Below are 16604 nucleotides of genomic sequence, written 5' to 3'. Positions count from 1 at the left end.
CAGCGTTAACAGATATTGTCTATTGCTTCTCAGAAATTGTTTAAGCATACTCTTTTGCCGCTGTTTATTTTATTACTTTTAGGTCTTTTTGGTTACATACAAAATTCCCGGAATATGCAATTTAAAGCTGATACTATTTCCCGCTCCCTTACCAGACCTTATACACTGTTATTGTTATTAACGGGGGGAATAGTGATCAACGGCTGCCAGCCAAAGGCGCCTGAAAATACGACGGTCAACCTGAAAACACCGGGTATTCAATACCAGACCTATAAAGGCACTACCGGCCACCGGACCTATATTACGCTGCCGGATAGTTCTCATGTAATCCTCAACTCCGCTTCTGTACTGGAAGTGCCGGCCAATTACGGCCAGGGGGGCCGTGCGGTGATCCTGGATGGAGATGCTTTCTTTGACGTAGTCCCATCTACCGATAGCTTCACGGTAACCAGCGATAAATTAAGAGCTACTGTATTAGGTACCTCGTTTAAGATGCGGTCTTTTGCGAGTCAGCATGGCGCTACGGTATATCTGCTTCATGGTAAAATCCGTGTGGGCAAATCCTATCACTCTTCTACCGACAACCAGCCGGAAATACTGGAACGCGGGCAGATGATCCTGGCCAACAATGAAATAGATCTGATGGAAAAGGAAACCTATCACCCGGAAGAACTGGAGAACTGGCTGTCGGATACGCTGCATATCAAAAATGCGAACCCGATGGTGTTGTCCCGTACCCTGGAAGAATGGTTTGGCGTAGAGGTGGAAATGAAGGGAGATGGATCTAAGTCGCCCCTGATCACAGATGCCGCTTATTATCATGCTTCCCTGGAAGATGTGCTCAGCAACCTGGCTACACAACAGCGGTTTAAGTACAAGATCAGCGACAACAAAGTAGTGATCACTTTTTAGTATATCCTTTACCGTTAGTTCCGGATTTTCCTGTTAAATGAAAAGATGGTGGCATCGGGATTTTTCTTTCCCTGTACCAGGTCGGCAATAATATCTGCGGCGATCTGGCTGAAAGTAATGCCGTTGCCACCAAAGCCCAGTGCGAAGTACGTATGGGGCATAGGAGCAAAAGCGCCGATGAAGGGCAGTCCGTCTTCCGTAGACCCGAAGGTACCCGTCCATTTGAATTCTGGTTTGAAGCGTAATGCCGGGAACTTTTTACGCAGGTCTTTTTCGAGGGCGGCGGCTTTCTGATGGATCAGTTTATCCCGTTTGGCAGGATTATAAAAAGGTTCATCACGGCCGCCAATCAGCACACGATGATCGCTGGTGGTACGCAGGTACAGATACGGGGATTTTGTTTCCCAGATGAGGCAATCCTGGTACCATTGTTCCACTGCATGATTGGGTTCACTCACCACTGCATATGTTGAATTCAGTTTCAGCAATGGCGCCTTGATGTATTGCAGTACTTCATAACCGGTAGCTATCACCAGGTGCCGGGCACTCACCTGGTGGCCCTGTGATGTTTTCAACACCACACTGCGTGGCCGGAAATCCATATCCACTACCGCAGTACGGTCAAACACCTGCGCGCCGCTTTGTATATTATGCTGATGCAGTGCATGGGTGAGCATATAGGCATCTGTTTGTGCAGCGGTATGGGAATAGATCGCTGCCGGTGCATCGAAGCCCATCTTCTCTTTTATGCCGGCGCTTTCCCACCATTCCATTTTCAGTCCCAACTCCTGCCGCGCTTTAAATTCTGCTTCCAGCATCTTTACATCTTTCTGATAAGAGGCCAGGTAAAGACTTTTCTTTTTTTCAAAAAGCGGGAAGTGTAGTTTTTTGCAGATGCTTTCCAGGGAACTGATCGCATCCGCACAGAGTTCGTAGGCCCTGTTAGCCGCTGCTATGCCGCTCTTTTCCCGCAGCTCCGTTAAAGGGGTATCAATTTCGTACTGCAATAAAGAGGTGCTGGCGGCTGTGCTCCCCAGGCCGATGGTACGGGCATCGAGCACCACGGTGGAAATCCCCGCCTGTGTAAGTGCATAGGCCGTTAAAGCGCCTGAAATACCACCGCCGATAACGGCTACATCTGTACGAATATCCTGTTCCAGCCACGGGTAGTTGCAGGGAAGCCCATGCCGGATGAGTGAATAAGGGTAACCTGACTGAAGATCCATAAATCGTATTTTTACAAAAGCTGCACCAGAAAATTCGTATCTTCTGTCAGCAAAAATCATCACTGCTATGAAAACACTTTCCTTCTTCACTATTTGCCTACTGACGGGGCTGCGCGTTTTTTCGCAGACAGCATCTTGTTGTCATACCGATGCGATTACCGAATTTGCTACGCTGGCTAATCGCGAAGACTTCCGTATGGCGCACAAAGATCCGCTGCCTTATGTGTACCAGGGAACTGCCGGAGCGGATATCACTTTTCCCACCACAGATGGAACACCTGCGCATGGCTTTCTGTTCAAAGCAAAAAAAGCATCGGATAAGTACCTGTTTGTTTACCAGGAATGGTACGGTCTGAACGACTATATCAAAAAGCAATCGGAAAAGCTGTACAACGATCTCGGAGGAGAGGTGAATGTACTGGCACTGGATATGTACGATCAGAAAGTAGCCACCAATCGTGAAGATGCGGCAAAGCTGATGCAGGGGGCTTCCAGAGATAGATTGGGCGCTATAACACAGGGCGCCATCCAATATGCCGGAAAAACGGCTAAAATAGCCTCTGTAGGCTGGTGTTTTGGTGGCGGACTATCCTTGCAATCAGGATTACTGGAAGGCGCGCAAAATGCGGGTGTAGTAATGTATTACGGCATGCCTGAAAAGGATGTGTCAAAACTCGCCACCTTACAGGCGCCGGTGTTGGGTTTCTTCGCCAATAAAGACAAAGGCATTACGCCGCAAACGGTGGATGAATTTGAAAAGAATATGAAAGCAGCAGGGAAAACGCTCACGGTTAAACGTTATGATGCGGATCATGGATTTGCGAATCCAAGTAATCCCATTTTCGACAGTGCGGCTACAGCGGATGCTTATGGACTGGTAGTACCGTTTCTTAAGAAGGCATTTGGATTATAATCCTGTTTTTTAAATAATAGCGGGGAGATAAAACGGCATGGCCGTTTTATCTCCCCGCTCATTTTATCGTTTATTACTTTCCGCCGAGTTTCAGCAGCAGCTCTTTTGTTTTTTTGATGCCTTCTTCTTCCGACAGTTTTTCTCCTTCATACTCGATACCCATAAAGCCGGTGAATCCTGCGTCTTTCACGATTTTGAGGATGCGTTGGTAGTCGATGGTTACTTCATTGCCACTGGCGTCGAAATCGTATGTTTTGGCACTTACGCCTTTCGCAAAAGGCATCAGTTCCGATACACCCTGGTAGCGGTCGTACTCCTCGATGCAGGTAGTTTTTGCCCATGCTTCGGGGGTATTATTTTCGGGTTTGCTTCTTTTGATACAGAAGTTGCCCAGATCAGGCAGGGTGCCACAGTTAGGCATGTTGACAGTTTTCATGATACTGCTCAGCCATTTGCCGTTGGAAGACATGCCGCCGTGGTTTTCCACAATAACGCCGATGTCGTGGTCCTTTCCAAAAGTGGCCAGTTTGGTGAGTCCATCTGCTGCGGCCTTCGCAACTTCCGCCGGATCACCTTCTCCTGCTGCGTTTACACGGATAGAGTGACAACCCAGGAATTTGGCAGCTTCAATCCATTTATAGTGATTTTCTACCGCTTTCATTCTTTTCTTTACATCCAGATCGCCCATTTCACCTTCTCCATCGCACATGATGAGTACGCTGCGTACACCGAGGTCATCTGCACGTTTTTTCATTTCTGCCAGGTAGGTCTGGTCTTTTGCTTTGTCTTTGAAGAACTGGTTTACATATTCAATACCTTCAATACCGAATTCGTTCTTTGCACGGGAAGCAAAATCCAGGTGATTCATTTTCCCTGCGAAAAGGGCTTTATGGAACGACCACTCTGCCAGTGAAATCTTGAAGAAGAGTTCTTTTGCAGCAGCTTCTGCACCTTTAGATGCATGAGAGCTATCTGCTTCTTCCTTGCTACGGGTAGATTTTCCTTCATTACAGGCAGCCAGTACAGCGGGCAACATTCCCATTCCCATGGTGTACAATCCCATTTGACGCAGGAACTGCCTGCGGTTGTTCATATTACTCATATACGTGGGTTTTTAGAATTCATTCTTCTAAAATATTCATTTACATGTGGGAAAGCAAGTTTAGGAGAGAAATATTTTAGGGAGAAGGGGAATGTTACTGATTCCTGCACTGAATAGCATGGCACTCTTCCCATTTTTCGCTGCAGGAAAACCTATCAATAATGACACTTATTGCACGTTTCAAATTTTGGCAGCCAGTACCTCCAGGATGCCTTCCAGCACGGCTTCGTGACGCATTATGCGGAAGTGGCCATCGCCGGTGATGCGGAGGGATTGAATGGCGGGATATGACTGTAAATAATCATCTATTTCCGTTGCCTTTGCAAGGGTATCAGTCGTATCGTATGCCATCCAGATCTTATCTGCCTTGATGTGATCGATGTAACGATGCATATCCATTTCTGCGAGGTCTTCCCGGAGACGTTGCCTGATCAGCAGCATTAATTCCGGCATAACTACCGGATGTATGCGGAAGAGGCGTAATGTCTCGTCGAAGAATACGGGAGCGCTCAATGCCGTACCCAGCATCAGCAGGCGGGGTACACGCACATTCCTGCGGGCAAGGGTAAGCGCGGCACTGAGTCCGCCGAAGGAATGTCCTACAATAGCATGCAGCTCCCCTTCCCGTTGTATGACCTGTTCCAGTACATGGATCCATTGTACCAGGTTGGTGCGTTTTCCACCGGAAAGGCCGTGAGCCGGTGCATCATAGGAAATCACCTGGTACCCCTGTGCTACCAGCGAGGCAATGAGTTGTTTGAAGTGAAGCGGGCTTCCACCCCATCCATGCAGCAATAATATTTTTGGGCCTGTAGTGCCCCAGCGGTAGGTGGTTACTTTCAGCGGTGTGTAATCAAAAGGATAACTGCTTACCTGCAGGGAGGACATGCTTGCCTGTTGCCGTAGCTGCTCATGTGCAGCACGAAGCTTCAATGCGGGTGGCGTACAGTACAGCCGGTAAAACAATTTTGCGGTAAGGCCCGGAAACGGACGACTCATGGCGGACAACATCATGCCGGCCATACGTAATGACATGGGTAAAACCTGGTGTTGCATTTTAGACCGATTGGTTTATTATTAGTCATAAAAAAAATCACATCATGTGATTGGTTTCAAAAAATGGGTTGACAAAAAAACTTTGCCAGTCTTTCAACAGCCATCTCCGTCAGCTGCACCGTTCTTTACAGCGAATGCTGCTTTATCTCCTCCCTCAACGCCTCCAGCACTACAAGCATCTGTTTATTATGTCCGAGTACACTGCTGACCAGGATAGCGCCTTCCAGCATGGTAAACATCTTTATAGCAAACTTTCTTTCGTCCCAGTCCTGTTCAAACTCGCCGTTATCTTTTCCGTATTGCACCATTTTAGCGATGCGGGATTCGTAGTACAATACCAGCTCGCTTACCTTTTTCTTCAGGCCCGGATTGGTATCATCTGCTTCCACGCCGAAATTCAGCATGGGGCAACCACCCGCTACCCGCTGATCCCGGGGAAAACGGCTGTAATATTTAAACAGTGCTTCAAATTTTCCGACCGAGGTACTGGCCGTGGCAGTTACCTTTCGCAGGTTCAGCTTTTCTTCTTCTGCGATATAGTCAAACACTTCCATCACAATTTCCTCTTTGGAGGAAAAGTTACCGTAGATCCCTCCCTTGGCCAGATTTGTAGCCTTTATTATATCGCTGATAGCCGTGCCGGCCACTCCTTGTTTATTAAAAAGAGGAGCTGCCTGCTCGATGATGAATTGACGCGTTTTTTCTGCTTTGCCCATGGGTATACTAAATTAGACCAATTGGTTTATTTTGACAAATTATTTATTCCGGGGGAGGAAGTATTGCTTTCAAAAAGCATTCTTAAAAATTAAAGATCCTTTCAATGGCGGGCGCATAGGCAGCTCCGATAGGAATGGGAATATTTTTGATGTACAGGGAATTCCGGTCGGCCCGCTCTATTTTATTATTGGCCACGATATAAGAGCGGTGTACCCTCGTGAAAGCCCCCATGGGAAGCAGATCTACCGCTTCCTGCATAGAAAGGCGCGAAATGAGTTTACGATCGGTCAGGATAAAATTAACATAGTTACCTGCGCTTTCGAGGTAGAGAATATCTTCCAGTACGATGCGGAACTGTTCATACCCGCTTTTTACAAAAATATAGTCCGGCTGCTCCTTGCTGACCGGCGAACCGTTCTGCTGTTTCAGCTGCAGGAGGCTGTTGGCTTTGTTGCAGGCCTTCATGAAGCGTATCAGGGAAAAAGGTTTCAGCAGGTAGTCGATGGCATCCAGTTCAAAGCTTTTCACCGCATGTTCGGAATAGGCGGTTGTGAATACGGTCATGGGCGGCTGTGGCAGACTTGATAAAAAATCCAGTCCGGAGATATCGGGCATTTTGATATCGAGAAACAGCAGGTCTACTTTTTCTTTGCTCAAAAAGTCGATCGCATCAAATGCGTTGGTGAAAAAGCCCTTCATTTCCAGGAAGGGAACCATGGCTGCGTGATTTTTTATAACCGCCAACGCCACTGGTTCATCGTCTATAGCTATAGCAGTCAGCTTCATATGGTTATTTTACTTGTAAGTAAGAGGAGGATTACATGATTTTCCCAAGCAGCAATTTCCTGGCCATCTGCCAGAGTTGCTGGTACTGGGCATTTTCCCGGCTACGCCAGTCTTTTACAAGATCATCGGCCTGTTCCCGGCGCAGATCGCGGGTAGATTCAAACAGGTGGTCGACCGTTTCTTTATCGGCGGCCAGTGCGGCGGCCTGGTAATGTTCCAGCAATTCTTTACCGGCATCTGTTTCCAGGCGGGCAGCGGCCACGCCCTGAGCGGCGGCGGCAGCCAGTTTTTCATCGTATTCGCCTTTAGGCATCAGGATTTTACTGAGCAAAGGCATTACTTCTATGAGGGTAATGATAAATACAATCAGCCGGTAGCGTTGCTTTACAGGAGGATGTGTTTCTGTGAGTTCATGCAGGGCTTCTATCTGCGCCAGGAAACCGTTGGTAAGGGTGCTGAGATAAACCGTTTCCTTGAGACTGTCCACACTGTGCATTTTTGCCATCTGTGCCTGCAGCTGTTGCTGTTGTGGCTCCCAGGCTCTTTGCATGGCCTGGTATTCTTCTTCGGATTTGAGATAGGCCGACTTTTTCACACGGGCGATATCCGATTCCCCTATTCTGCCGGAGCCACCAGTGCCGTCAGTTTCTTTGATGTAGCCGTCTTTATATACTTTCAGTTCGGCGGCTTTTTGTGCCAGCTGTTGTTTGCCCTGATCCATGGATTGCTGTAACGTGGCCATCTGACCGGCATTGAGCTTTACCAGTTGTTCCCGGTAAGCATCGAGCTTGGTTTGCTTGCTGAGTTCCAGCTGGGCATCAATATCTTTCTTAAACAACATTAACACCACCGGCTGGGAAATAAACAAGCCGATAGTAATGGCGAGGATTAAACGAAAAATAACCGGCATTACTTTCATGTTGCCATTAGTGCGTGACATAGCAGCAATGAGGGTACGGTCGATCGACAGGATGGCGAACCCGAAAAACAGTGCCAGTCCGAGTACCACCATGTCATCGTTCACGATGGTAGAAAAGAAATATCCCCAGGCCAGTGTTGCAAACATCCAGGTAACGAGTACAGAGATCCCGATGATCCGGTACCGTTCTTTTTCTGTTCTGCATTCTTTCAGGATATCTGCGTCGGCGGCGGCCAGCCACCATAAAAATCTTGTCATTCCATCGGGCACAGGTATCACTTCGGCTTCTTTTTTCATTTACTTATTTATTAACGTCGATAGTCAGATGGATAAAAAATTCGGTCGCTGTTTGTCGTATACTCAATTCATGCCGGTGCGGGTAGGATAAAGTTAATCTTTCTTTCACATTATTCAACCCGATACCCATGCCTTCTCTTTCCGGATCATTCTCCGGCCGGGGATGCACGCTGTTGTACACGTCAAAGAAGATCTGATCGGCCGTACAGCTCAGGGAAATTACAATACGGGAGCGGTGCCGTAAGCTGATTCCGTGTTTAAAAGCATTCTCTACAAAAGGGATGAGCAGCATAGGTGCAATTTCATGCTGGCACTGACTTTCATCAATATTTACTTCTATCAGGATATCCGGAGAAGACAATACCCTTAAACGTTGCAACGCAATATAATTCTGGAGATAAGCCACTTCTTTATCCAGCGGAATCTTTTCAAGATGATTGTCATGCAGCATAAACCGCATCATATCGCCCAGTTTCTGGATCCCTTCACTGGTACGGGCGGCCTCTTCCTGCAAAGCAGTTCCATAGAGGGTGTTGAGTGCATTGAATAAAAAATGCGGGTTGATCTGGGAACGCAGGAAGTCGAGGTTGGCAGTAGAATGACCCAATGCCTTTTTCAGGGTTACCACCGTATTTACCTGCTTCTGTTGTGACCGGAACAGTAACCAGCACACGGGTAATACCACGAGTACAGACACACCGATACCGCAAAAGGCAAGGGCAGCAAACCATCCACCCTGCCGGTGTACCAGTGCGCGGGCTATCAGCGCCATCAGTACATTGCTGGCTAAAATGATAAAAGTAATATCCCTGATCAGCAGGCTTTTATTCTTATGTCCGTCCACAAAAGTGGGGAACACCTTATAACGCAATACAAAGAACACGGCCAGCTGGGAAGGGCCAAAGAAAAAGATCATCAGGGCCAGGTCGCGGGAATCGCTAAAGGAAAGGCAAAACAATACCACTACAATACCACTGGCCCAGGCGATTTCCGTTAACATGCGACGGAATTCAGGATCAATATTAATCCTCGGATAAAGTAATGTGACCAATGCCTTGCGGAAATAATAGTAACCCACATACAATACTGCGGAGAAAATAGTGGTGATGAAGGCGGTCTTTACGAAATGCGTATGAGCACCCCGCACCGTATCGTATACGCCAAAGAGGTAACCATTATAATAGGAAGCGGCCACCATCATCAGGATAAAATAGCCCACCCCGATAGGGAACAGCAACAATACGCCTTTCACCCAGTTGCCTTTTTCCAGGAATTCCGGTACGATCAGAAAATTGACCAGCAGGAAACTCACGTATACCAGCATCACACGGCCGATAGAAGGCAGCAGGTAATGCAGGTAATAATCGAATACCTGGTGATACCTGGCAAACTTCGCCCCATAAATATCCTGCAGTTCAAATACATTGTACACAATACTGGGATATAGGAGCGAAAACAGCAGCAACACAAAAATGGCGGTGACGATGCCGAATTCAATTTTCTTAAATTGATTCATAAGGACGACGTATTTAAGGCAATAATAACATTTGTTGCCATGCAGCAGGGATAAAATGGGACGAATGTGCCGGAATACGGTGTGAAACCAGGCATCCCTGCAAAGATAAAGACGGCAATACATAAAAAACGGGGTTCGCATGGCCATGGCCCAGCTCCCGGGAAAAGCGGAGCGGGTGGCGGGCATTAATAAGTGTCAGGTTGACAAGGGCCGATTATAATAAATCACTAATCTTTATTATTTTCATCGCCTTAACAGGCTAATATGAGCACTTCCAACAGACGTAAATTTTTAGGAACCGCAGCAGCGCTGGCCGCCGGTACAGCCGCTGCCGCAGCAATCCCTTCAACAAATATGGCAAAGAAATACCCTATTGTACATCATGTATTCTTCTGGTTGAAGAATCCGGATTCCAAAGAAGACCGCGACAAGCTGGTAGCGGGCGTAAAAACCCTGTCGAAAATAGAAACCGTACGGGAGCTGCGTGTAGGCGTGGTAGCGAGTACCGAAAAGCGGGATGTGGTAGATAACAGCTGGGGCGTATCGGAACTGATCTTTTTCAGCGATCTGGCAGGACAGGCTACTTACCAGTCGCACCCCGTTCACCTGGAGTTTATCAAGAACTGCAGCCATTTATGGGAGAAGGTAATAGTATATGATGCCGTAGAAGTATAAATACTACCTGTTACGATCGTTTACAAATAAGTATTATGGCCACAGAATACTGGATGAGCGGGCCGGTAGATAACATACCGGCATTACTGCAACCGGTGGCGCATGCGTTATTGCAGGCGAACCTGGAAATAAATGATCTGATGCAGGACTACCCGGAGGCATTGCTTTGGGAAAAACCGGCGGGGGTAGCTTCGCCGGGGTTTCACCTCCAGCATGTAAGCGGGGTACTGGACCGTTTACTGACCTATGCCCGGGGAGAAATGCTGAGTGCCCGGCAACTGGCGGCCCTGGGGGAAGAAGGTCAGCCTGGTGTATCGCTGCATGAACTACTGGATCATTTCAATGCACAGGTACATAAAGCGCTGGTGCAGTTGTCTGTTACTTCAGAAGCCACCCTGACCGACTTCCGGGGCGTAGGCAGAAAACAATTACCTTCTACCGTACTTGGATTATTATTTCATGCCGCAGAGCATACCATGCGTCATACGGGTCAATTGCTGGTAACGGTAAAAGTAATACTGGACCAGCAGGGACGTTAAACAGGTGCTTCACCGTCGTTTTTGCACAACGCTGCCGGCTGTTGTGGTGAAATACGCTTCCCACCCCTTTCCTTTACACTCCTTTTTTATACATTAGTCCCATGAAACGCTTATTCTTCCTCTCCCTTTTACTGGGTGGTTACACCAGTATGCAGGCACAGCAAACGCAGAAGCCGCCGTTACATGGCAAAAACTGGATGGCCGTTACGGGCAAGCCGCTGGCTGCCACTGCCGGTGCCATGATTTTTCAGCAGCACGGTAATGCCGTAGATGCCGCCTGCGCTATGCTGGCAGCCACCTGCACCATGTGGGATGTGCTGAGCTGGGGAGGAGAAACGCAAGCGCTGATTTATAATCCCAAAACCGGGAAAGTGATTGCCATCAATGCGCTTGGCGTGGCGCCCACCGGGGCAACGCCGGCGTTTTACAAAGGGAAAGGATATGATTTTCCTCCGGAATATGGGCCATTGGCCGCCGTTACACCGGGAACCGCCGGCGGATTGTGCTATATGCTGGCGGAATATGGTACGCTCAGCCTGAAACAGGTACTGGGCCCGGCCATTGAAATGGCCGCAGGCTACCCGATAGAAGCACAAACTGCCAACAGCATTGAGCGCGGCAAGAAATATATCCAGGAGTGGCCTTACAGCAAAGCGGTGTTCCTGACGCATCCCGGAGAAAAAAGAGAAGCACCCGAGGCAGGGGAAATATTCGTGCAACGGGACCTGCTGGCCACGCTCACCAAAATGGTGGATGCAGAGCAAGAAGCACTGCGTAAACACAAAACACGCAAAGAGGCCATCATGGCAGCCTACGACCGGTTTTACAAGGGCGATATCGCCAAAGAGTTTGTGCGTGGCTGCCAGGAACAGGGCGGACTGATCACTATGGAAGACCTGGCGAAGTGGAAACCGGTGGAAGAAGAGCCGCTTCATGTCAATTACAAAGGCATAGAAGTGTACAAACTGCAGGAATGGACGCAGGGACCGATGTTACTGCAAAGCTTAAACATCCTGGAGAATTTCGATCTCAAATCGATGGGATATAACTCCACCGCCTATATTCATACGCTATACCAGACCATGAACCTTACTTTCGCGGACCGCGATTTTTACTATGGCGATCCTGCGTTTAACCGCGATCCTGCCATCAAAGGTTTGCTCAGCAAGGAATATGCGAAGGCAAGGGCCCAACAGATCAACCTGGCGCAGAACGATGCCGCAGCAGGCCCCGGCGATCCGTATCCATTTATGGGTAAAACGAATCCCTACCTGCATTTCCTTACAGAGCGAAATGCATTGACAGACACTACCAGCGGGCGGAAGCCGGGTGGGTTTGTACCTAAACACGATGCTGCAATGCGTAGTGGCTCTCTGCCTGCCGGTGTGCCAACAGCTTATACCGGGGAAAATCTCTATGCCGGCAATATTCCCGACAGTGCTTATATGGACCGCCTCTGGAGAGGTACCACCAGTGTGGAAGCCGCAGATAAAGACGGCTGGGTGGTATCTATAACGCCAAGCGGTGGCTGGCTTCCCGCCTGTATTGCCGGGAAAACGGGTATTGGTATGAGTCAGCGGGCGCAAAGCTTTGTACTGGATTCGGCGTTATGTCCGTTTAATGTAATTGCGCCGGGTAAGCGGCCCCGGGTAACATTGACCCCTTCCATGGCATTGAAAGAGGGCAAGCCTTATCTATGTTTTGGCGTGCAGGGTGGTGACACGCAGGACCAAAACCTGCTGCAGTTTTTCCTGAATGTAGTGGAATTCGGCATGACGGTTCAACAGGCGACTGAGGCTGCCAACATCAATACCAACCAGTTATGGTTATCTCTCGGTGGTACTACCATCAAAGACCGGGAGCCAAGACCCGGAAGTATCCTTTTAAATAATACCACCAGCGAAAAAACGCGCAAAGCCCTGGAGCAAATGGGTTATCACCTCAGTTTTGGTGAACGCACCAGCGGGCCTGTAAATGCGATTTATATTGATCGCGGACATGGCAGTTTATGGGGTGGCAGCAGCAATCATGGGGAAGACTATGGGATAGGCTGGTAAAGCCTATTCCCTGGTCCACACTTCATGAATGGGATCTCCTTTGGAGCTTTTGCCGCTATGATCCCAGTTGTTACCGGACACGCTGCCTTTGAAGGACAGGGAAGCACCAATGCGGGAGTTGTCGCGGGAGAAAAACTCTATTTTTTCCGTGTAGGTACCGTTTTCAAACTTATAGGTACCACCGCCGGAGCCAAAGAATTCGCCGGTATCCTGGTTGATAGCTATCCATTGAAAGCGGGTGTTGGTGAGTATCTTTAATGTTCTTCTGGCGCCATCGGGGATCGGGTTCATTTTGCCGTTATTTTCCCGGGACGTGATCTGCCAGCTGCCTGCGAGGGGGCCTGTGGCTTCATCAATACGGGTCCATTGCTGTGTGCCTCCGCCGGGATTACCGGTGATCAGTTGCCCGTTTTGTATGCTTACGGGTGTGCTCGTATTTTGTCCTACCTGCGATTTGTTCTCGGTATTGAAATGAATGGTGACTTCCACTTCCCCGTTTCCTGCATCTTTCCAGGTACCGCCGTAGCTACTGATAAAGTTTTTCTGATTGTATTCGGTAATGGTAAACCAGTGTTGCGTTACTAGAAGTACGCTGGTTACTTCTCCGGCTACTGATTTCCAGGCGCCCAGCGGAGCGTCTTCCGCTTTAATGAAGCCAATGCAGGACAGGAATAACGTGCATAACAGGATGAGTTTTTTCATAACGTTGGGTTTAAATGATGGTGGACATAAAGCAGACCGTATCGTACGGCTCTTCCCCGCTACCTGAAAATACGAAATTCCGGTGAGCAGTTATTTATACAGCTGCTGATCCTGGATATAATCGATGCCGTGTTCTTTGAGGTAGCTGATACCCCATTCGCTGGCGAATTCGTATAGTGGTGCGAGTGATTTTCCGGCTGGGGCCAGGAAATATTCTACACGGTAGGGTTTTGTGGAGAGCACGTTTTTCCCGATCAGGTGATCCCTTTCCAATTCTTTGAGTTGCTGGCTGAGCATTTTCTCCGAGACGCCGGGCAGGTTTTTCCGGATGTCGGCATAGCTTCTCCTGCTAAAATAATGCAGGTGGAAAAGAATGAGTAATTTCCATTTACCGCCGATAAATCCGAGTGTAACGTCTACCGGGCAGGTATATGTTTTATCGTTGAGTGTGATCATGAACGGAGGATGTAAAGACATTACAAGTTAACAACATTTCCGCTTATACTTCGTCCAATACTCTTTTCATGATGTTCAGGTAGCCGATATGCTGTTCTGCATAGGACCAGCTTTCAGATATCTGCGCCCAGGCAATCTGCCGTTCCAGAGCAATGTGGATAAGTGGTTTATTGGCTTCGTCGATAGTGCCTTCATCTACCAGTTGTCCGAAGCCAGTGGCAATAATGGAGGCATCCAGCGTAAAAATAAACTGTTGATCATCGTAGCCGGGGTCCTCTTTCAGCTGGCGTATCAGGTCTCTGTCCAGCAGGTCTTCATTGTAGTCTTCGAACGCCATTTCCCCTACCGAGATAATGGTCCATTTGATACATTCAATGGTGGGTGTATCAGGATTAGCCCGTCGCCATTCGCGGAAAGTGGCCAACGCTTCATCTCCTTCGTCTGACCCGAAGGGCGCCAGTTCATCTGCGCAATCCCAGAAAAAGTCATCTGTGATCAGCGCAATGGCTCTCGGGTGTGCATGTTCTTTATCGATGCCATAAATTTCTTCATCCATATATGTGTTTTTACTACGCTTTCCCCCAGCCTTCGGCATTGGAACAGCTTTCGATGTTGTGCACCGTATACCGTTCAAACTCCTCGGCAAACAATTCCTGGTAAACGATGTAGCCGATAAACCCTACAATTTCTGCTTCCGCATCGCAGGTAGCTTTGGAAGGATGCTCTTCAATCATCTCATAATACGTTTTCCCCATCCCTACAATAAAGCACCTGCAATAAAGAAAACCATCGTCTGATCCGTCTGTATAGGCCTGGATATCTTTCCGGTCTATCTGAAACAATTTCTGTTCCATGATATGATTAAATGCTGTCAGCTGCTCCTTGTCAAGACCCCGTAAAATATCGCGGATATTATTGGTGATAGCACCATAAACTTCCCCGGTAAGATCTTCAATCAGGATGGCATCATTGGTTCTCAGGACATTGTTTCTCATTTCCAGTAAAGCCGGAGAAGCTGCCCATGCGTCTTCAATAATCTGCCAGAATTTAAAATCATTCATAAGATTAAAAATTAATGATCATCAGGAATTAAGTGTAATATATGCACATGAAACGCAGTGTAAATGCGTAGTAATTTCCCTGTTATTTCCTTATATCCAAACCAGCGAAATAGCGGCTGACAGCCGTTACAATGGCGCCTATATCTGCATGATAAAATCCTTCAGCATTCATACATCCGCATTCCACTATAAAAAGCTCCTCACCGCATAAACAGACATCCATTACAAAAACATCATGCGGTGTATACTCAGCACAACGGTTTTCTGCAAACGTGATAACTTCTTCCGGACAACCCCGCTCTTTCGTCAGCTTAAAATCCGTACGGTATTTCGAAGCAGCAACTACTTTTCCCTCCACGATCCACAAACGCCATTCATAACGGATCTGCCAGGGATCCGATACTACAATGGCACTATCAGGCGAGAGGTTCGTATTTTCCACCATTTTTAACTGCTCGTACCATCGGCTGATTTCCCCGAACGACTTTATTTCTCCTGAGAAAGATTTGCTGTCATCATCCGGCCGGATAAAAAATAGTTGCTCAGGTAAAACATCCCGGCTCATCAACTCCTCAAAAGTGGTGATCACTGCACCGTAGTTCAACATATATTTACCCCAACGCTGAAAATAATTCCCTATAGAAAAACGCGCTTCATCAAAAAAAAGTCCTGTTTTCAATTCCTGGTCCGTCGCTGCCAAATTGCAAAAAGTCGTTGAGCCATAAATGATACTTCTGCGACTGGTATCAAAAACAGGGAGATCAGGAGAAAACGGAATAATGTCTATAGCCTGAAAATAAATTCCTGCTTCTTCACAGGACAACCGTAAATTATTAAAGTCTGCGACGTGGGTCAGATTCCGCTGAACCACCCATTGAATTCCGGGGCTAAAAGTTGGCATACCTTGAAAATACACAATAATTTCCTTACTTAAAAAAACACCTTCCTCCCTTCTCCCTCCCGTATAAATTATTTTATTATTAAATCCCGGTCCCCTAAATTTACTATGTCTATTGCCCTGTAAAGGGTACAAAACTTTGAACTTTGTCAAACATTTCCCTGATAGATGAACATGATTTGTTGCAACAAGTGGCCACGGGTGACGGGGACGCCTATACCCTCCTGTTCCGTCATTACAGCGGGCAGGTGTATGAAGTAGCCATGCTCTACGTGAAAGACAATAGCCTCGCCCGGGAAATTGTGCAGGAAGTATTTATGAAAGTCTGGCTCAAACGGGGCGATATGAACCAGGTAAAACAGTTCAAAGACTATCTCTTTATCCTGACACGCAATCACATCTACGATGGATTCAAAAAGCAGGTAGTGAGGCTGAAAGCCTACGATTTCCACCTGAAAAACCAACCCGAAGCGCAGAACGATACCGATCACCTGCTGCTGCAGCGGGAATACGACGATATTCTTCATAAGGCGGTATCCGGACTTCCCCCGGAACGCAGAAAAGTGTACCTCGCCCGGAAACAGGGCTGGAGCAATGAGGAGGTATCGCAGCAACTGAATATCTCTGTGCACACCGTAAAAAAGCAGATGAGCCTGGCCCTTCATGCCGTGCGTGCCTTTGTAAAGGCCCGTTTACAAAATGACATTATCCCCATATTGTTGCTGCTGCTCACTTTCCGGAAATAATCCGTCTTGAAAAAAAATTTTCAGAC

The 16604-nt window shown here is 47.8% G+C and carries 18 protein-coding genes; 6 read left to right on the top strand and 12 right to left on the bottom strand.

The features are described from left to right. The first annotated feature begins 114 nt into the window (after positions 1–114). Complete coding sequence (locus BMW79_RS11210) at positions 115–912, top strand: FecR family protein (RefSeq protein WP_089894665.1); 798 nt, start codon at positions 115–117, stop codon at positions 910–912. A 14-nt stretch (positions 913–926) separates the two neighbouring features. On the opposite strand, the gene BMW79_RS11205 is transcribed toward BMW79_RS11210, so the two are convergent. Further along, complete coding sequence (locus BMW79_RS11205) at positions 927–2138, bottom strand: NAD(P)/FAD-dependent oxidoreductase (RefSeq protein ID WP_089894662.1); 1212 nt, start codon at positions 2136–2138, stop codon at positions 927–929. Between the two features lie 67 nt (positions 2139–2205). On the opposite strand from BMW79_RS11205, the gene BMW79_RS11200 reads away from it, so the two are divergent. Further along, on the top strand, positions 2206–3051 hold the full coding sequence (locus tag BMW79_RS11200; protein ID WP_089894659.1) for a dienelactone hydrolase family protein: 846 nt from the start codon (positions 2206–2208) through the stop codon (positions 3049–3051). 73 nt (positions 3052–3124) lie between these two features. Here BMW79_RS11200 and BMW79_RS11195 read toward each other — a convergent pair whose 3' ends face one another. The 6 genes from BMW79_RS11195 to BMW79_RS11170 all read right to left on the bottom strand — a co-directional run bounded on the left by BMW79_RS11195 (position 3125) and on the right by BMW79_RS11170 (position 9444). Further along, positions 3125–4153, bottom strand: a complete 1029-nt coding sequence (locus BMW79_RS11195; RefSeq protein WP_089894656.1) for a sugar phosphate isomerase/epimerase family protein — start codon at positions 4151–4153, stop codon at positions 3125–3127. Between the two features lie 180 nt (positions 4154–4333). Further along, entirely contained in the window at positions 4334–5209 is an 876-nt protein-coding gene (locus BMW79_RS11190) for an alpha/beta hydrolase (protein WP_089894653.1), read from the bottom strand. A gap of 125 nt (positions 5210–5334) precedes the next feature. Then, positions 5335–5925: a TetR/AcrR family transcriptional regulator gene (locus tag BMW79_RS11185; protein ID WP_089894650.1), complete on the bottom strand. Its 591-nt coding sequence runs from the start codon at positions 5923–5925 to the stop codon at positions 5335–5337. Between the two features lie 82 nt (positions 5926–6007). Next, positions 6008–6712 (bottom strand): LytR/AlgR family response regulator transcription factor, encoded by a 705-nt coding sequence (locus tag BMW79_RS11180; RefSeq protein ID WP_218150301.1) that lies wholly within the window; start codon positions 6710–6712, stop codon positions 6008–6010. A 31-nt stretch (positions 6713–6743) separates the two neighbouring features. Next, complete coding sequence (locus BMW79_RS11175) at positions 6744–7928, bottom strand: DUF4407 domain-containing protein (protein WP_089894647.1); 1185 nt, start codon at positions 7926–7928, stop codon at positions 6744–6746. Between the two features lie 4 nt (positions 7929–7932). Then, entirely contained in the window at positions 7933–9444 is a 1512-nt protein-coding gene (locus BMW79_RS11170) for a sensor histidine kinase (protein WP_177192122.1), read from the bottom strand. Positions 9445–9708: 264 nt separating this feature from the next. Here BMW79_RS11170 and BMW79_RS11165 point away from each other — a divergent pair, with 264 nt between their 5' ends. The 3 genes from BMW79_RS11165 to BMW79_RS11155 all read left to right on the top strand — a co-directional run bounded on the left by BMW79_RS11165 (position 9709) and on the right by BMW79_RS11155 (position 12715). Next, positions 9709–10119: a Dabb family protein gene (locus BMW79_RS11165; protein WP_089894641.1), complete on the top strand. Its 411-nt coding sequence runs from the start codon at positions 9709–9711 to the stop codon at positions 10117–10119. A 35-nt stretch (positions 10120–10154) separates the two neighbouring features. Next, entirely contained in the window at positions 10155–10658 is a 504-nt protein-coding gene (locus BMW79_RS11160) for a DinB family protein (RefSeq protein ID WP_089894637.1), read from the top strand. A 101-nt stretch (positions 10659–10759) separates the two neighbouring features. After that, positions 10760–12715, top strand: a complete 1956-nt coding sequence (locus tag BMW79_RS11155) for a gamma-glutamyltransferase family protein (RefSeq protein WP_089894634.1) — start codon at positions 10760–10762, stop codon at positions 12713–12715. A gap of 3 nt (positions 12716–12718) precedes the next feature. On the opposite strand, the gene BMW79_RS11150 is transcribed toward BMW79_RS11155, so the two are convergent. The 5 genes from BMW79_RS11150 to BMW79_RS11130 all read right to left on the bottom strand — a co-directional run bounded on the left by BMW79_RS11150 (position 12719) and on the right by BMW79_RS11130 (position 15985). Beyond that, positions 12719–13417 carry a hypothetical protein gene (locus BMW79_RS11150; RefSeq protein ID WP_089894631.1) on the bottom strand — a complete coding sequence of 233 codons (699 nt, stop codon included), beginning with the start codon at positions 13415–13417 and terminating at the stop codon, positions 12719–12721. Between the two features lie 90 nt (positions 13418–13507). Then, on the bottom strand, positions 13508–13873 hold the full coding sequence (locus BMW79_RS11145) for a winged helix-turn-helix transcriptional regulator (RefSeq protein ID WP_089894629.1): 366 nt from the start codon (positions 13871–13873) through the stop codon (positions 13508–13510). A gap of 43 nt (positions 13874–13916) precedes the next feature. After that, positions 13917–14429: a hypothetical protein gene (locus BMW79_RS11140; RefSeq protein WP_089894627.1), complete on the bottom strand. Its 513-nt coding sequence runs from the start codon at positions 14427–14429 to the stop codon at positions 13917–13919. A 13-nt stretch (positions 14430–14442) separates the two neighbouring features. Then, a complete protein-coding gene (locus BMW79_RS11135; RefSeq protein ID WP_089894603.1) occupies positions 14443–14934 on the bottom strand; it encodes a DUF4240 domain-containing protein in 492 nt (163 codons plus the stop codon). A gap of 82 nt (positions 14935–15016) precedes the next feature. Further along, on the bottom strand, positions 15017–15985 hold the full coding sequence (locus tag BMW79_RS11130; protein WP_143059131.1) for an ATP-grasp domain-containing protein: 969 nt from the start codon (positions 15983–15985) through the stop codon (positions 15017–15019). Between BMW79_RS11130 and BMW79_RS11125 the strand changes: the two genes are divergently transcribed. Next, complete coding sequence (locus BMW79_RS11125; RefSeq protein WP_089894598.1) at positions 15979–16578, top strand: RNA polymerase sigma factor; 600 nt, start codon at positions 15979–15981, stop codon at positions 16576–16578. The genes BMW79_RS11130 and BMW79_RS11125 overlap by 7 nt on opposite strands. Positions 16579–16604: the final 26 nt, after the last annotated feature.

Origin of the sequence: Chitinophaga arvensicola (assembly GCF_900110835.1) — a bacterium.
Lineage (GTDB): Bacteria > Bacteroidota > Bacteroidia > Chitinophagales > Chitinophagaceae > Chitinophaga > Chitinophaga arvensicola.
The sequence above is the reverse complement of the archived record's forward strand: the minus strand, read 5'-3'. Positions and strand labels throughout refer to the sequence as shown.